This is a genomic window from Frigoribacterium sp. CFBP 8766 (assembly GCF_014841435.1).
In the GTDB taxonomy this organism is placed as follows: Bacteria; Actinomycetota; Actinomycetes; order Actinomycetales; family Microbacteriaceae; genus Frigoribacterium.
This window is the reverse complement of sequence record NZ_JACYTX010000001.1, coordinates 77,230-92,359: the sequence shown is the minus strand read 5'-3', so window position 1 is coordinate 92,359 and position 15,130 is coordinate 77,230. Positions and strand designations below refer to the sequence as shown.

Annotated in this window: 17 protein-coding genes; 11 read left to right on the top strand and 6 right to left on the bottom strand. The window is 74.5% G+C overall.

Annotation, left to right across the window (positions count from 1 at the left end):
• Positions 1 to 19 precede the first annotated feature (19 nt).
• Positions 20 to 562, top strand: a complete 543-nt coding sequence (locus IFT90_RS00460) for a MarR family winged helix-turn-helix transcriptional regulator (RefSeq protein WP_192040534.1) — start codon at positions 20 to 22, stop codon at positions 560 to 562.
• 35 nt (positions 563 to 597) lie between these two features.
• On the opposite strand, the gene IFT90_RS00455 is transcribed toward IFT90_RS00460, so the two are convergent.
• Positions 598 to 1,551 (bottom strand): DNA-3-methyladenine glycosylase, encoded by a 954-nt coding sequence (locus IFT90_RS00455; protein ID WP_371812025.1) that lies wholly within the window; start codon positions 1,549 to 1,551, stop codon positions 598 to 600.
• Between the two features lie 90 nt (positions 1,552 to 1,641).
• Between IFT90_RS00455 and IFT90_RS16630 the strand changes: the two genes are divergently transcribed.
• Both IFT90_RS16630 and IFT90_RS16625 read left to right on the top strand, forming a co-directional pair.
• Complete coding sequence (locus IFT90_RS16630) at positions 1,642 to 2,421, top strand: GntR family transcriptional regulator (RefSeq protein WP_371812024.1); 780 nt, start codon at positions 1,642 to 1,644, stop codon at positions 2,419 to 2,421.
• Positions 2,418 to 3,152: a sugar transferase gene (locus IFT90_RS16625; RefSeq protein WP_197980776.1), complete on the top strand. Its 735-nt coding sequence runs from the start codon at positions 2,418 to 2,420 to the stop codon at positions 3,150 to 3,152. Before IFT90_RS16630 ends, IFT90_RS16625 begins: the two co-directional genes overlap by 4 nt.
• A gap of 28 nt (positions 3,153 to 3,180) precedes the next feature.
• Here IFT90_RS16625 and IFT90_RS00440 read toward each other — a convergent pair whose 3' ends face one another.
• Together IFT90_RS00440 and IFT90_RS00435 are read right to left on the bottom strand one after the other, a co-directional pair.
• Positions 3,181 to 3,834, bottom strand: a complete 654-nt coding sequence (locus IFT90_RS00440; RefSeq protein ID WP_192040533.1) for a GntR family transcriptional regulator — start codon at positions 3,832 to 3,834, stop codon at positions 3,181 to 3,183.
• Between the two features lie 5 nt (positions 3,835 to 3,839).
• A complete protein-coding gene (locus IFT90_RS00435) occupies positions 3,840 to 4,556 on the bottom strand; it encodes a GntR family transcriptional regulator (protein ID WP_192040532.1) in 717 nt (238 codons plus the stop codon).
• Positions 4,557 to 4,641: 85 nt separating this feature from the next.
• On the opposite strand from IFT90_RS00435, the gene IFT90_RS00430 reads away from it, so the two are divergent.
• Together IFT90_RS00430 and IFT90_RS00425 are read left to right on the top strand one after the other, a co-directional pair.
• Positions 4,642 to 5,562 (top strand): rhodanese-related sulfurtransferase, encoded by a 921-nt coding sequence (locus tag IFT90_RS00430; protein WP_192040531.1) that lies wholly within the window; start codon positions 4,642 to 4,644, stop codon positions 5,560 to 5,562.
• Entirely contained in the window at positions 5,559 to 6,044 is a 486-nt protein-coding gene (locus tag IFT90_RS00425) for a pyridoxamine 5'-phosphate oxidase family protein (RefSeq protein WP_192040530.1), read from the top strand. The genes IFT90_RS00430 and IFT90_RS00425 overlap by 4 nt, the downstream gene beginning before the upstream one ends.
• A 44-nt stretch (positions 6,045 to 6,088) precedes the next feature.
• On the opposite strand, the gene IFT90_RS00420 is transcribed toward IFT90_RS00425, so the two are convergent.
• Positions 6,089 to 6,706, bottom strand: a complete 618-nt coding sequence (locus IFT90_RS00420; RefSeq protein WP_192040529.1) for a DUF4190 domain-containing protein — start codon at positions 6,704 to 6,706, stop codon at positions 6,089 to 6,091.
• 138 nt (positions 6,707 to 6,844) lie between these two features.
• Here IFT90_RS00420 and IFT90_RS00415 point away from each other — a divergent pair, with 138 nt between their 5' ends.
• The 6 genes from IFT90_RS00415 to IFT90_RS00390 all read left to right on the top strand — a co-directional run bounded on the left by IFT90_RS00415 (position 6,845) and on the right by IFT90_RS00390 (position 12,722).
• The gene (locus IFT90_RS00415; protein ID WP_123548256.1) at positions 6,845 to 7,870 is read left to right on the top strand and encodes a 6-phosphofructokinase; all 1,026 of its coding nucleotides are present in this window, start codon (positions 6,845 to 6,847) and stop codon (positions 7,868 to 7,870) included.
• Between the two features lie 100 nt (positions 7,871 to 7,970).
• On the top strand, positions 7,971 to 8,462 hold the full coding sequence (locus tag IFT90_RS00410) for an NfeD family protein (RefSeq protein ID WP_192040528.1): 492 nt from the start codon (positions 7,971 to 7,973) through the stop codon (positions 8,460 to 8,462).
• A gap of 133 nt (positions 8,463 to 8,595) precedes the next feature.
• The gene (locus tag IFT90_RS00405; protein ID WP_192040527.1) at positions 8,596 to 10,020 is read left to right on the top strand and encodes an SPFH domain-containing protein; all 1,425 of its coding nucleotides are present in this window, start codon (positions 8,596 to 8,598) and stop codon (positions 10,018 to 10,020) included.
• 27 nt (positions 10,021 to 10,047) lie between these two features.
• Positions 10,048 to 11,019: an MDR family oxidoreductase gene (locus IFT90_RS00400; RefSeq protein WP_192040526.1), complete on the top strand. Its 972-nt coding sequence runs from the start codon at positions 10,048 to 10,050 to the stop codon at positions 11,017 to 11,019.
• Between the two features lie 189 nt (positions 11,020 to 11,208).
• Positions 11,209 to 11,898 (top strand): GntR family transcriptional regulator, encoded by a 690-nt coding sequence (locus tag IFT90_RS00395; RefSeq protein ID WP_192040525.1) that lies wholly within the window; start codon positions 11,209 to 11,211, stop codon positions 11,896 to 11,898.
• Positions 11,895 to 12,722, top strand: coding sequence for an ABC transporter ATP-binding protein (locus IFT90_RS00390; protein ID WP_192040524.1), 828 nt, complete (start codon positions 11,895 to 11,897; stop codon positions 12,720 to 12,722). Before IFT90_RS00395 ends, IFT90_RS00390 begins: the two co-directional genes overlap by 4 nt.
• 67 nt (positions 12,723 to 12,789) lie before the next feature.
• Here the strand turns inward: IFT90_RS00390 and hemL are convergent, their stop codons facing one another.
• Together hemL and hemB are read right to left on the bottom strand one after the other, a co-directional pair.
• On the bottom strand, positions 12,790 to 14,136 hold the full coding sequence (hemL, locus tag IFT90_RS00385; protein WP_192040523.1) for a glutamate-1-semialdehyde 2,1-aminomutase: 1,347 nt from the start codon (positions 14,134 to 14,136) through the stop codon (positions 12,790 to 12,792).
• Positions 14,136 to 15,125, bottom strand: coding sequence for a porphobilinogen synthase (gene hemB / locus IFT90_RS00380; RefSeq protein ID WP_133739101.1), 990 nt, complete (start codon positions 15,123 to 15,125; stop codon positions 14,136 to 14,138). The genes hemL and hemB overlap by 1 nt, the downstream gene beginning before the upstream one ends.
• Between the last annotated feature and the right edge of the window lie 5 nt (positions 15,126 to 15,130).

Here is a 15,130-nt window from a genome sequence, read left to right as displayed (position 1 = left end):
CCGTCCCTACACTGGGCGAATGGCCGAGCGACTCTCCGACGACGAGTGGGCCGTCTGGGACGCCTTCTACTCGATGCGCCGGCGTCTCGACCGTGCCCTCGAGCTGAGGCTGCACGACGACTCCGGCGTCTCGGCGCCCGAGTACGAGATCCTCGTGGGCCTCGGCCGCAGCGACGACCGGCGGCTGCGGGTGCGCGACATCGCCGAGCAGATCGGCTGGGAGAAGAGCAGGGTCAGCCACCAGGTCACGCGCATGGAGAAGCGCGGCCTCGTGCGCCGCACCGACTGTGCGTCCGACGCCCGGGGCACCTGGGTCGAGCTCACCGCCGACGGCCGCCGGGCGATGCTCGCGGCGACCCGGGGGCACACCGCCGCGATCCGGCGCTACTTCGTCGGGGCGCTGGACGACGACGCCGCGATCCTCGAGTCGTTCTCGCGGCGCGTGCTCGAGGCCATCGGCGACGACGCGTCTCCCGACCACGCGACCTCGCACGACCACACCGCGTCGCCCGACCACGCCGCGTCGGGGGACGACCCCGGAGTCGTGGCCCGCGCCTCCTAGTCCGCACCCGGGCGGGATCGCGCCCACCGGGCGGCTCAGTGCCGGCGGTGGTCCTGGATCGTCATGCGGGGCCCGAACCTCGGCTTCGCGAAGCCGCTGGCCCCGATGAGCCGCACGACCCGCTCGCGGTGCCCGCGCCACGGCTCGAGCAGCTCGAGCATGCCGTCGTCGTCGACGGGCCGGCCGATCAGCGCCCACCCCACGAGGGCGGGGAGGTGGTAGTCGCCGACGCTCGGCGAGTCGGCGTCCCCCAGCGCACGCTGCGTCGTCTCGGCCGACGTCCACACGCCCACGCCCGGCACCGAGCGCAGCCGGGCCTCGGCCTCGGGCCCGCCTCGGCCGAGGTCGACCACCCGCTCCAGCGAGGAGGCGACGGCACAGACCCGCATGACGGTCGCGGACCGCTGCGGCCCCACCCCCGCCCGGTGCCACTCCCAGCTCGGCACACGGCGCCACGTCTCGGCTGAGGGCGGCACCACCATCCCGTCGGGAGCCGGACCCGGGGCAGGGTCGCCGTGCGCCCGGACGAGCTGACGCCAGGCGCGCCACGCCTCGGTGCTCGTCACCTTCTGCTCGAGGACGGCCGGCACGAGCACCTGCACCACCTGTCGGCCACGGGTGAGCCGGAGCCCGGGCGACCGCCGGCGGGCCTCGCGGAGGAAGGCGTTGCCGGAGACGTCGAGGCCGCCCCAGTCGTCGCCGTGGCCGAGCAGCTCGGGGACGCCCTCGATCAGCCACTCGGCACCCGGCCCCCACGCCGTCGCGCGCACCTCGGACCGTCCGCCCGCGAGGCACAGCGTGCCGGGACCGGAGGGCGTGCGGACGGCACGCCACACGCGCTCGCCCTCGACCCGCCAGGCAGGGTCGCCCGCTCCCCTCGCCAGCGTCCGCAGGGTCGCCCGGACGTCGACGGGGTCGGCCGGTCGGTAGACCGTCTCGACCGGTCGGAGGGGGGCGGCGCCGACGGACGCCTCGGGGACCAGGACCACCCGGCGATGGTAACCCGCGCCTCCGTCAGCCCTGGTGGTCTCGTACCTACGTGTGATATTTTGCGTACTCCACATTGGAGGAACATGCCTGTGCCGGCCTACGCCACCCGCCATCCTCGACGTCTGCTCCGCGACCTCACGTTCGAGACGATCCGCGACGCCATCGTCGACGGCACCCTGACCCCGGGCGAGCGGCTCTTCGAGGACGACCTCGCCGCGTGGCTCGGCGTCTCCAAGACGCCCGTGAAGGAGGCCCTGGCCCGGCTGTCCGCACAGGGCCTCGTCCAGATCGAGGCCAACCGCTTCACCCGCGTCGCCACCGCGGACGACCTCGACCTGCTCGACACGCTCGAGCTGATCGGCGTCCTGCACGGCGAGGCCGTCCGGTCGTTGCCGCGCACCGTCTCCGAGGGCGCCGCCCAGCGCGCCGACCGGGCGCTGGCCGTCCTCGACGCGGGCCCGACCTGCCTCGGCCTCGTCGAGGCCAGCGGGGCGTTCCTCGAGCTGGCCGGGAACCCGCTCGTGAGGCGGGCGGCCGAGCCCCTCGACATCCGGGCCGCGTTCCTGTGCCGCCACCTCGCCGTCGACTGGTCGCGCGCCTCCGTCGCAGGCCACCTCGGCGACCTGGGCAGGTCGTTCCGCACCCGCGACTGGCCGAGCGCCGCCGACGCGCTCCACCGCGTCTTCCGCCGGTCGTCGCTGCACGAGGCGATCGTGCCCCGCCCGTCCGCGACGCTGTCCGTCACCGGCCACTCGGCCGGCGCGGCCCCGGCCCCCGTCGCCCCGACCGGCACCTCCCCGTCGGTCACCGACCAGACCGACGTCGACCCGATCGGCACCCGACCCCGCATCCCGGCGGTGCGCCGGTGACCGCCACCCTGTCCACGACGCGCCGCGGGGCGACGAGCGACGCCACGGGAGACGGCCACCTCGCGCGGTCGTCGACGTCCCGACGGCACACCGGCGACGCCCGCCCGCCACGACCGATCGAGGCCCCGGCCCGTCGGGGCGCGGCCCGGCGCGGCAAGCGCGTCGTCGACGCGGTCGCGGCCCTCGTCGGCCTCGTGGTCCTCCTCCCCCTGCTCCTCGTCGTCGGCCTCGCGGTCCGCCTCGACAGCGGCGGCCCCGCGCTCTTCCGTCAGCAGCGCACGGGTCTGCACGGGCGCGAGTTCTCGATGCTGAAGTTCCGCTCGATGCGTGCCGAGCAGTGCGCACCACCTGAGGGGCGGCACGACGGGGCCGGCCCGCTGTTCAAGCTCCATGCCGACCCCCGGGTCACCAGGGTCGGCCGGGTCATCCGCCGCTACTCGATCGACGAGCTGCCCCAGCTGGTGAACGTCCTGCGGGGCGAGATGAGCCTCGTCGGCCCGCGTCCCGCGCTGCCGTGCGAGGTCGCCCTCTACGACGACCGGGCACGCCAGCGGCTCCTCGTGCTGCCCGGCCTCACGGGCCCCTGGCAGGTCGGCGGTCGCTCCGACCTCGACTGGGACGCGAGCCTCGCCCTCGACCTCGGCTACGTGCACCACTGGACGGCGGCGACCGACCCCGTGCTGCTGCTCCGCACGGTCGGCGCGGTGCTGCGACCGGTCGGCGCCTACTGACGCAGGAGCCCGCACCGGCGCGGCGCCCTCAGGCCGTCGCCACCACCCGTCGGGTGAACTGCGACACGGCGTCGCCCCAAGCGTCGGCGTCCCGCGCGACCAGGGCCGCGACCGACGACGCCGCGAAGTCGTCCCACGCGCACAGCTCGACGACGCAGCGACGCGACAGCAGGCCGTGGGCGAGCCGCAGCTCGGCCACGTCGAGGGCGGACGCCACGACCTCGCTCGGCGACCTCGCGGCGAGCCCGCCGACCGCCAGGCCGAGGCAGCACAGCAACGCCCCGGTGACAGGACGGCCGGAGGCGCGTCGCACCAGGGGCCGGACGGCCGCCACGCTCGAGACGACGTCGTCGAGGGAGCGCGCGTCGAGCCGCGGCAGCACCCCCACGGCGGCCGCCCGGTGCAGGGCGGCGACGGCCGACGCGCTGTCCCTCAGCCACGAGCCGTCGGGGTCTCGCACCCTCGTGTAGCGGTTCGCCGACAGCTCGACGAGACCGACGCCGCGCAACCGGTCGAGGGCGCTGCGGATCGGCGTGCGGGAGACCCCGAGCCAGGCCACGAGCTCGTCGTCGTGGAGGTGCTCGCCGGGCTCGAGGGTGCCGTCGACCACGGAGTCGCGGAGCACGCGGAACGCGTCCTCGCTGAGCAGCCGTCGGTCGTCGACCCCCGGGGCGAGGTCCACGCCGCTCACCGTCGCCACCAGGACGACCGCGGGGCCTCGAGGGCGGGTCGTGACGCGGCCGTCCGCCGTGCGAGACCGTCCAACGCCGACCGCAGGAGGCGGGGGTCGCCCGCCCGCACCGCCGCGTCGACCTCGTCGAGGCACGCCTCCAGCGGGCCGACGTCGAGGCCCCGCCCGAGCGCGGCGGCCTGGTGTCGCAGCCGGGCGCCGAGGTCACGGAGGAGCTGCTCCGTGACCTCGGGCAGCCCGTCGCCCTCCAGGTGCGCCACGCAGGCGAACGCGGCGTCGACGACGGCCCGAGACTCGGCGACTCCCGGGCTCGGCGACTCGCGGAACGCCGCGAGGGCGTCGGCGCAGCGCGCGAGCGACCGGCGGGCGTCCCGCGACCGTTCCGGGGAGAGGAACCCGTGCCCGGCGCGCGGCAGGTCACGCCAGAGCGAACAGAGCGCCACGACGAGATCGGGGACGACGGCGGGGCGGAGCCGGGCCACGCGCGTCCAGCGCTGCGGGGCCGCCTCCACGAGGCCGATCCGCTCGAGCCGGACGAGCGCGGTCCGGATGGGAGTGCGCGACACTCCCGACCAGGCCTCGAGGTCGGCGTCGCGCAGTCGCGAGCCCGCCGGCAGGTCTCCCGAGACGATCGCGGCCAGCAGCCTGTCGTGGACCTCGTCCTTGTGCAGACGCCGGGCGATGACCCGACGTCGTTCGAGCGGAACGGGCACGGCGCCTCCTCGTGTGTGGCACATGGCGTGTACAACACTAGGGCACAGATGCCCTGTCGGCGATCCCGTCGACTACGATCCAGCGGTGTCCGTCTCGAAGATCGTCCTGTTCTACGTGTTCGTGCCGCTGGCCGACCCCGACGCCGTGCGGCTCTGGCAGCGCGACCTGGCCGAGTCGCTCGGCCTCCGGGGCCGGGTGCTGCTCTCGCCGGACGGCGTGAACGGCACCCTCGGCGGCGAGATGTCCGACGTGGCGCGCTGGCTCCGCAAGACCCGGGAGTACGTCCCCTTCCGCGACCTCGACGTCAAGTGGAGCGACGGGGGCGCCGACGACTTCCCGCGGCTCTCGGTGAAGGTCCGCGACGAGGTGGTGACGTTCGGCGCACCCGACGAGCTGGTCGTCGACGGGTCGGGCGTCGTGGGCGGCGGCACGCGCCTCACGCCCGAGGAGCTGCACGAGCTGGTCGCGCGCGAGGACGTCGTCTTCCTCGACGGCCGCAACGAGTTCGAGTCGCGGATCGGCCGGTTCCGCGACGCCGTCGTGCCGGACGTCGCGACGACCCGCGAGTTCGTGGCCGAGCTCGACAGCGGCCGGTGGGACCACCTCAAGGACGAGACCGTCGTCACGTACTGCACGGGCGGCGTGCGCTGCGAGGTCCTCAGCTCGCTGATGGTCTCTCGGGGGTTCGGCCGGGTCTACCAGCTCGACGGCGGCGTGGCGCGCTACGGCGAGCGCTACGGCGACGACGGCCTGTGGGAGGGGTCGCTCTACGTCTTCGACCGGCGCGGGTCCGTCGAGTTCAGCGACCACGCCGCCGTCGTCGGCCGCTGCTCCGTCTGCGGCGAGGCGACCAGCCGGATGCAGAACTGCTCCGACCTGCAGTGCCGCGAGCAGCTGGTCGTGTGCGAGCCGTGCGCGGGACGCGACGTCGTCCTCTGCGACCCGCACCGCGCCTCCGGCGACCGGACGCCTCCCCGGGCCCCCGGCGTAGCGTCTCCCGCATGACTGAGACCAACGACATCTCCCGCGTCGCCGAGGTGCTCGACGCCGGGCGCATCGGCATCCTGACCACCCGCAGCGGCCACGGCCGCCTCGTGAGCCGACCGCTCGCGATCGTCGACCGCGACTTCGACGGCAAGGTGTACTTCTTCACCCGCGACCCCTCCCCCAAGGTCGACGACATCAAGGCCCACCCGCAGGTCAACGTCGCCGTCGAGACCGGCAAGGGCTGGCTCTCGCTCGCCGGCGAGGCCTCGGTGACGAAGGACTCCGCGCTGGTCGACGAGTTCTGGACGGCCGGCGCCGAGGCGTGGTTCGACGAGGGACGTGACGACCCCACCGTCGCCCTGATCGAGGTCGACGTCGACACGGCCGAGTACTGGGTCAGCAACGAGCCGAAGGCCGTGACCCTGCTGAAGTACGCCAAGGCGGCGCTGACGGGTGGGCACCCGAAGAACGTGGCGGACACGGGCACCGTCCAGCTCTAGCCAGGGTGCCGGGCAGCGCTCGGCGCACCCCGACGGGCGCACGGTCAGCCGCAGGTGACCGTGCGCCCGTCCGCGTCGACGTAGTCGCCCGGGCCGAGCTGCGCACAGGTCGACGAGAGCTGCGTCACGTAGTCGACGGCCGAGATGCCCCACACGAGGCTCGCGACGATCACCACGCCCGAGAGGACCATGCCCACCAGCGCCAGGGTCGGGGCGTGGCCCGCCTGTCGGGACCTCCGCGCCGAGACCAGCCCGAACACGAGGCCGAGGGGCGCGGCGAAGACGCCGAAGACGACCGAGGCGATCGCGAGCCCGCGTCCCGGGTCGTCGCTGCGGGGAGGCCGGCTGTCCCAGAGGTCGTCGTCGTCGAACGACGTGAAGTACGAGCCCTGGCCGCCTGCGGCGTGGGGCGAGGACGAGGAGGCGCCGGCCGACGAGCTCGTCGGCTGCGGTGCCCAGAGGCTCGCCTCGTCCGACGGGGCCGGCGCCGGGGCCGGGGGCCAGGCCACCTCGGGCACGGCGGCGGCCTCGTGGCGGGCCCGCGCCTCCTGGTGCAGGGTCGGAGGCGGCCCCACGACGGACTGCCCGCGCTGCTCGCCCGGCACCGGCCGTGCGAACCGCGCCCACGGCGACGGCGGCCGCGGCGGGGGATGGTCGGTCATGCACCGAGGGTAGTACGCCGACTCGTGCTGCCGACCGTGCGGGCGCGGGCGTGCAGGGACCCGCGCACGCAGCCCCGTGCGCCATGATGGGACGCACCTCGGCCCGACCCCGGGCCCGACATGCGACGGAGCGACACGATGCGGATAGGGATCCTCACCAGCGGCGGCGACTGCCCCGGACTCAACGCGGTCATCCGAGGGGCGGTGCTGAAGGGGACGCAGATCCACGGCCAGGAGTTCGTCGGGTTCCGCGACGGCTGGCGCGGGGTCGTCGACGGCGACGTCATGCCCCTCACCCGCAAGGAGATCCAGGGCATCGCGAAGCAGGGCGGCACGATCCTCGGCACGAGCCGCACCAACCCCTTCGAGGGCGCGGGCGGGGTCGAGCGCATCACCGAGAACCTCGAGCGCTTCGGCATCGACGCCATCATGGCCATCGGCGGCGAGGGCACCCTCGCGGCCGCGAAGCGCCTGACCGACGCCGGCCTGAAGATCGTCGGCGTCCCCAAGACCGTCGACAACGACCTCGGCGCCACCGACTACACCTTCGGCTTCGACACCGCCGTGCAGATCGCGACCGACGCCATGGACCGCCTGCGCACCACCGGCGACTCGCACAGCCGCTGCATGGTGGCCGAGGTGATGGGCCGGCACGTCGGGTGGATCGCCCTGCACTCGGGCATGGCCGCCGGCGCGCACGCCATCCTCATCCCCGAGCAGGCCACGAGCATGGACCAGATCGTGGCGTGGGTGCAGTCGGCCTACGACCGCGGGCGCGCGCCGCTGGTCGTCGTCGCCGAGGGCTTCGTGCCCGACCACGAGAGCGACGCGCACTCCGAGCGCGGCCTCGACGCGTTCGGCCGCCCCCGCCTCGGCGGCATCGGGGAGGCGCTGGCGCCGATCATCGAGGAGCGCACGGGCATCGAGACGCGCGCGACCACCCTCGGCCACATCCAGCGCGGCGGCACCCCCACCTCCTACGACCGCGTGCTCGCGACCCGCCTCGGCATGGCGGCCAGCGACTCGGTCGTCGAGGGCCGCTGGGGGCGCATGGTCGCCCTGCGCGGCACGGACATCGTGCACGTGTCGTTCGAGGAGGCGCTCGACAGCCTGAAGACCGTGCCGCAGCACCGCTACGACGAGGCCGCGATCCTCTTCGGCTAGGGCGCGGGTCGCTCCTCCCCCGGGGTCGCGAGGCATCCGTCCGTCCGGGCTCCGCCGCGCAGGCGATGCGCGGCGCCTCCGGACCTGTCAGTCTCGACGCATGATCACGTTCATCGTCGTGGGGGCGGTCGGGCTCGTCGTCCTCCTCGCCAGCATCGTCGTCGGCGACCTGCTCGACCTTCTCGACGTCGGCGACGGCCTCGTCTCGGGCGTCGCGCTCGGCGCCGCCCTGTCGATCTTCGGGCTGGCCGGGCTCGTGACCACCCAGGCCGGTCTCGACACGGTCTGGACCTATGTGGTCGCCGTGCTCGTGGCGGCGGCCGTGCTCGTGCTCGTGCAGCTCTTCGTCCGCCGGGTCACCCGGCGCGAGAGCGGCGGCCACTGGTCGCCCGTCGGCTTCACCGGCACCACGACCGAGGCGACCACGCCGAGCGGCGGCGAGGTCCGCCTCGACGACGTCCGCGAGCTCGAGCGGCGCCTCGCCTACAGCGACGCCCCGATCGCCCGGGGGGTCCGCGTCCGGGTCGTGGCCGAGACCGGGCCCCGCGTGCAGGTCGAGCCCGTCGAACCGGCGGGCCCGGTCGCCCCGTAGGCCCGTCGTCCCGTAGCCCTCGCCGCGCCGCAGCCGCCGGCCCACCTCGCCGCACCGGCGCACCCCGACAAGCACCGTTCCCGCCCAGCACCGCTCCAGCCCTGCACCACCCCGCCCCTTGGAAGGAAGCCCTGTGGACTTCATCACCGGAAACACCAGCGTCGTCGCGGTCGTCGTCGCCGTCGTCATCGTGCTCGCCCTGCTGTCGTTCGTCGCCAGCCGCGTGCGCCGCGTCCCGCCGAACGAGGCGCTGATCGTCGTCGGCCGCGGGGCCGAGCGCTCCGAGGGCGGCGGCATCTCGAGCCCGCAGAAGGTGATCATCGGCGGGCGCACGTTCGTCTGGCCGATCTTCCAGGAGGGCTTCACGCTCTCGCTCGAGCAGTACCAGACCCCGGTCGAGGTGCAGGCGATCGACGCCAACTACATCCGCACCGCCGTCAAGGCCACCGTCAACTTCAAGGTGACCGGCACCGAGGACGGCGTCCGCCGGGCGGCCCAGCGCTACCTGCTGCAGCAGCAGCAGCTGCCCGTGATCGTCCAGCAGTCGCTCGAGGGCTCGATCCGCGGGCTCATCGGCGGCCAGCCGGTCGACGACCTCGTCAAGAACTTCTCGCGCCTCGCCGCGGACGCCGTGAACGAGACGAAGGGCGAGCTCGCCGAGCTCGGCCTGCAGATCGAGACCATGAACATCCGCGAGATCGAGACGCCCGGCAGCACGTACCTCGCCGACCGCGGACGCGCGGAGGCGGCGGTCGCCAAGCAGAACGCCGACGTGGCCGAGGCGGAGGCGGAGCGCATCGCGGCCCTGGCCCGCATCGGCAACACGCAGCAGACGGCCGAGCGCCAGCTGCAGCTCGACGTGCGCCAGGCGCAGATCAAGGCCGAGACCGACCGGGCCAACGCCGAGGCGTCGGCCGCGGGCGAGCTGGCACGCGCCACGCAGGACAAGCTCGTCGCCGAGCAGGAGAGCATCGCCGTCGCCGAGCAGGCGAAGGTCAACCAGGAGCGCCTCAACATCGACGTGCGCCAGCCGGCCGAGGCCGCCGCCTACGCCTCGGTGCAGAACGCCGAGGCCGAGCGCGACGCGGCCAACGCCGCCGTCGAGGCCGAGGCCTTCCGCCGCACCCAGCTGGCCGACGCCGCCCGTGCGGCCGCCGAGAACGAGGCCGCCGCCGTCGAGGCCGCCGGTCGCGCCGAGGCTGCCGCGATCAGGGCGAAGGGCCTCGCCGAGGCCGAGGCCGTCGACGCGCTGGCCGAGGCCCAGGGCAAGTTCGGCCAGGCGGCGCTCGCGTCGCAGGTCATCTCGCGCCTGCCCGAGATCGCCCGCGAGATGGCCGCCCCGATGGGCAACATCGACGCCCTCACGGTCGTCTCGACCGACGGCGCGAACCAGCTCACGAAGTCGGTCGCGAGCAACATGACCCAGCTGCAGGACGTCGTGAAGGCGACCACCGGGCTCGACCTCGTCGGCGCCCTGGGCGGGTTCCTGGGCGCCCAGTCCGGCGCGTCCGCCGCCGCGTCCCCGCGCACGACGACGCCGCCGGTCGACCAGCCGTAGGGCGCCGAGGCCGCGTAGCGTGACGGCATGCGTGCCGTCGTCGTCGAGAAGGGTCGGCCTGCTGCCCTGCAGCAGGTCGACCGGGCCTTCCTCGGGCAGGGAGACGTCGTCGTCGACGTCGCCTGGTCGAGCCTGAACTACAAGGACGGCATGGCCCTCTCGGGCGATCCCGGCATCGTGCGGACGAGTCCCCTCGTGCCCGGCATCGACCTCGTGGGCACCGTCGCCGAGTCGTCCTCCCCCGACTGGTCGCCGGGCGACCAGGTGCTGCTCAACGGCGCCGGCATCGGCGAGGGCCGCCACGGCGGCTACGCCGAGCAGGCCGTCGTCGACGGAGCGTCGCTCGTCGCCGTGCCGGAGGGGATCTCGCCCCGGCAGGCCGCCGCCGTCGGCACGGCCGGGTTCACCGCGATGCTCAGCGTCCTGCGTCTCGAGCGCGATGTGCGACCGGCCGACGGCGACGTCGTCGTGACCGGCGCCGCCGGCGGCGTCGGGTCGGTGGCGATCGCGTTGCTGAGCGGTCTCGGGTACTCGGTCACCGCCTCCTCGGGACGGGCCGACGAGCAGCGCGACTACCTGACGCGCCTCGGCGCCTCGAACGTGATCGACCGCGGCGAGCTCGACCAGCCCGGCCGCCCGGTGCAGTCGGCCCGCTGGGCCGGCGGGGTCGACTCCGTCGGCAGCCACACCCTCGCGACCGTGCTCGCGCAGACGGCCTGGGGCGGCACGGTCACCGCCTGCGGGCTCGCCCAGGGCAGCGACCTGCCCACGACGGTGCTGCCGTTCATCCTGCGCGGGGTCTCGCTGGTGGGCGTCAACTCCGTCGACGCCCCCGTCGAGCTCCGCCGCGAGGCCTGGCGGCGCCTCGCCGCCGACCTCGACCTGGGGCTGCTCGACGAGCTCACGACCGAGATCGCGCTGGCCGACGTGGTCCACCACGGTCCGCAGATCGTCGCGGGGTCCGTGCGCGGCAGGATCGTCGTCGACGTCCGCCGCTGACCTGCCGGGGGCCGCGTCGCTGTGGTCCCCGTCCAGGCACCGCCGCTAGGCTCGCATGATGTATCGGAATGTCCGATGCGTCCCCGCAGCACCCCCAGCACTCTGCAGCACCCCGCCCACCACGGCGGCACAGCGCCAGGCACAGGGAGCCACGCCGTCCGCCCCTTCTCTCGACATGGAGCAACCCGGATGCCGATCCCGAAGACGACCGACCAGCCGCAAGCACCCCGTCGCCTCCTGCGCGACGTCGTCTACGACAAGATGTTCGCGGCGATCATCGACGGCACCCTCGAGTTCGGGGAGCGCCTCAACGACGACCAGCTCGTCGCCTGGCTCGGCGTCTCCCGCACCCCCGTCCGCGAGGCGATCGCGAAGCTGGCCGAGCAGGCGCTCGTCGACATCGAGGCGAACCGGTACACCCGCATCGTCGACCCCACCTTCGACGAGTTCGTCGACACGATGGACGTCGGCTACGCCGTCTGGTCGCTGCTGCTCGAACGTGCCGTGCCGAAGCTCAGCAGCGCCCAGCGCGACGAGATCGTCCGCCTCCTCGACGCCCGTGCGGACGCCTTCGCCGCCGAGCAGGACGAGGACGTCGCGGGCATCGTCCGGATGAACGCGATCCTCCTCGAGGCGGCGGCGAGCTCGTCGCTCGTCCGCCTCTGGGCCAGCGGCGGGCCCCGCCTCCTGCTGCTCTCGCGCCGCCCGGTCGCGAACGCGGTCTTCGACCACGCGCAGGCCCGCGCCTTCACGGTCGAGCTGCGCGACGCGGTGCGCGACGGCGACGCGGACGCGGCGGCCGCGGCCGTCCGCCTCCAGCCGTCCCGCCTGCAGGGCTGGTTCGACGCCGTCCGCGAGGCGGGCGTCTACCGGGCATGACGTCGAGCGCGTCGAGCGCGTCACGCTCCGTGCTCGACGCGCGCGCCGTGCTCGACGTGCGTTCCGTGCGGGTCGTGCGCCAGGGGCGCGACCTGCTCCACGACGTCTCGCTCCGGGTGCGTGCCGGCGAGCACTGGGCCCTCCTCGGTCCGAACGGCGCCGGCAAGACGACCTTGCTGGCGCTCTGCGGCGCGCAGGGCCATCCGACCTCCGGCACCGTCGACGTGCTCGGCCGGCGCCTCGGCCGGGTCGACCTCCGTGAGCTGCGCCAGCACGTCGGCCACGTCGACCCCCGTCACCGCATGCTCGGGGACAACACCGTCCGCGAGGTCGTCCTCACCGGAGCGACGGGCAGCAGCGACCCCGCGATGCGGTGGTCGCCGACCGCCGTCCAGGAGGCGCGTGCCGACCTGCTGACCGCCTCCGTCGGCCTCGGGGCGCGCCGCGACAGCCGCTGGAGCGTCCTCTCCCAGGGCGAGCGCGGCCGGGCGCTCATCGCCCGAGCGCTGCTGGTCGAGCCGGCTCTGCTGCTGCTGGACGAGCCGGCCACCGGCCTCGACGTCGCCGCCCGCGAGCACCTGCTCGACACCGTCGACGCGCTCCGCCGAGAGCGCCCCGAGAGCGCGTCGGTCACGGTCACGCACCACCTCGAGGACCTGCCGGCGAGCACCACCCACGCGCTCCTCCTGCGCGACGGGCGCGTCACGGCGTCGGGCACGGCCGAGTCCGTGCTCACGTCGGAGCTCGTCTCAGCGGCCTTCGACCACCCGCTGACGATCGATCGCGTCGACGGGCGCTGGCTGGCTCGGGCGCGCCGCCGCTGACCGGCTCGCGGCCCGCGCCGCTCGGCCCCGCGCCGCTCGGCCCCGCGCCGCTCGGCCCGCCCCGCGGCTACGCGCCGGGGGCCGTGGCCGCCGCGGCCGCCCGCGCCGCAGCCGGCACGGCGTCGAGGATCCGCGACACCGTCGCGTCGTCGTGCGCGGCGGTGACGAACCACGCCTCGTACACCGAGGGAGGCAGTGCCACCCCGGAGTCGAGCATCGAGTGGAAGAACGCCGGGTACCGCCAGGTCTCCTGTGCCCGCACGTCGTCGTAGTTCCGCGGCGGGGTCGCCGTGAAGGCGAACGAGAACAACGAGCCCGCGTGCTGGACGCTGTGCTCGACGCCCTCGGCCGACAGGGCCGCGGAGACCTCGCGCGACAGCGTGTCGGCGACGGCGTCGAGCCGGGCGTAGATCTCCGGGGTCGCCAGGCGCAGGGTCGCGATGCCCGCCGCGACGGCGACGGGGTTCCCGCTGAGCGTGCCGGCCTGGTACACGGGGCCGGTCGGGGCCAGGTAGTCCATCACGTCGGCGCGGCCGCCGAGCGCGGCGAGGGGCATGCCGCCGCCGATCACCTTGCCGAAGGTGACGAGGTCGGGCTGCCAGCCGGCGCCGTCGGGCACGACCTTCGACGCCTCGAGGCCCCACCAGCCGGCCGGGCCGACGCGGAAGCCCGTGAGCACCTCGTCGACGATCAGCAGCGCGCCGTGGCGGCTCGTGATCTCGGACAGGCTGCGGTTGAAGCCACGGTCGGGCGCGACCACACCCATGTTGGCGGCCGCCGCCTCCACGATGACCGCCGCGATGCGCGGGCCGTGCTCGTCGAACACGGCGCGGACGGCGTCGAGGTCGTTGTAGGGCAGCACCAAGGTCTGGGCCGCCGTCTCGGCGGTGATGCCGGCCGAGCCGGGCATCGAGAGCGTGGCGACGCCGGACCCGGCCTCGGCCAGGAGGGAGTCGGAGTGGCCGTGGTAGTGGCCGGCGAACTTCACGAGCAGGTCGCGACCGGTGTAGCCGCGGGCCAGGCGGATGGCCGTCATCGTGGCCTCGGTGCCGGTCGACACCATGCGGATCTTGCCGATCGGGCGGGCGTCGCCGACGGCCACGCGCTCGCGCACCAGCTCGGCGAGCTCGGTCTCGGCGGGCGTCGACGCGCCGAACGACAGGCCGCGGGCCGCCGCCTCCTGCACCGCGCGCACCACCTCGGGGTGGGCGTGCCCCAGGATCGCGGGGCCCCACGAGGCCACCAGGTCGACGTACTCGCGGCCCTCGGCGTCGGTCACGTGCGGGCCCTTGGCCCCCACGAGGAACCGGGGCGTGCCCCCGACGCTGCCGTAGGCGCGCACCGGGGAGTTCACGCCGCCCGGGATCGACTGCTTCGCGCGGGTGAAGAAGTGCTCGTTGGCGTGGTCGCCCATCAGATGTCTCCCTTGCGCAGGCGGGTGGCCAGCTCGGTGGCCCAGTAGGTGAGGATCGCGTCGGCACCGGCGCGCTTGATCGACAGCACGCTCTCGTACGACGCGGCGTCGAGGTCGATCCAGCCGTTCGCGGCGGCGGCGTGCATCATCGAGTACTCGCCGCTGATCTGGTACGCCCAGACGGGCACCGGGCTCATCGCCGCGGTCTCGGCCAGCACGTCGAGGTAGCTCATCGCCGGCTTGACCATGACGATGTCCGCGCCCTCGGCGATGTCGAGCTCGACCTCGCGGATGCCCTCGCGACCGTTGGCCGCGTCCTGCTGGTAGGTGCGCCGGTCGCCGACGAGCGTCGACTGCACCGCCTCGCGGAAGGGGCCGTAGAAGGCCGAGGCGTACTTGGCCGCGTAGGCGAGCAAGGCCGTGCCGCCGAAGCCGGCGTCGTCGAGGGCCTCGCGGGCCGAGCCGATCTGGCCGTCCATCATGCCGCTCATGCCGATCAGCTGCGAGCCGGCCTCGGCCTGCACCACGGCCATCTCGTCGTAGCGGACGAGGGTCGCGTCGTTGTCGACCGAGCCGTCGGCGGCGAGCACGCCGCAGTGGCCGTGGTCGGTGAACTCGTCGAGGCAGAGGTCGGTCTGCACGACGAGGGCGCCCTGCGCCGCGTCGACCGCCACGCGCGTGCCGACGTTGAGGATCCCCTCGGGGTCGGTGGCGCCCGACCCGACCGCGTCCTTCTCGAGCGGCACGCCGAACAGCATGACGCCTCCCACCCCGGCCGCGGCCGCCTCCTCGACGGCACGCGGCAGGCTCGAGAGGCTGTGGTGCACGACGCCCGGCATCGAGCTGATGGCGACGGGCTCGTCGATGCCCTCGCGCACGAACATCGGCAGCACGAGGTCGGCCGGGTGCAGGCGCGTCTCGGCGGTCAGGCGGCGGAGGGCAGGAGTGGCGCGCAGCCGGCGGGGCCGCACGCGGGGGAACTGGGACATGGTCC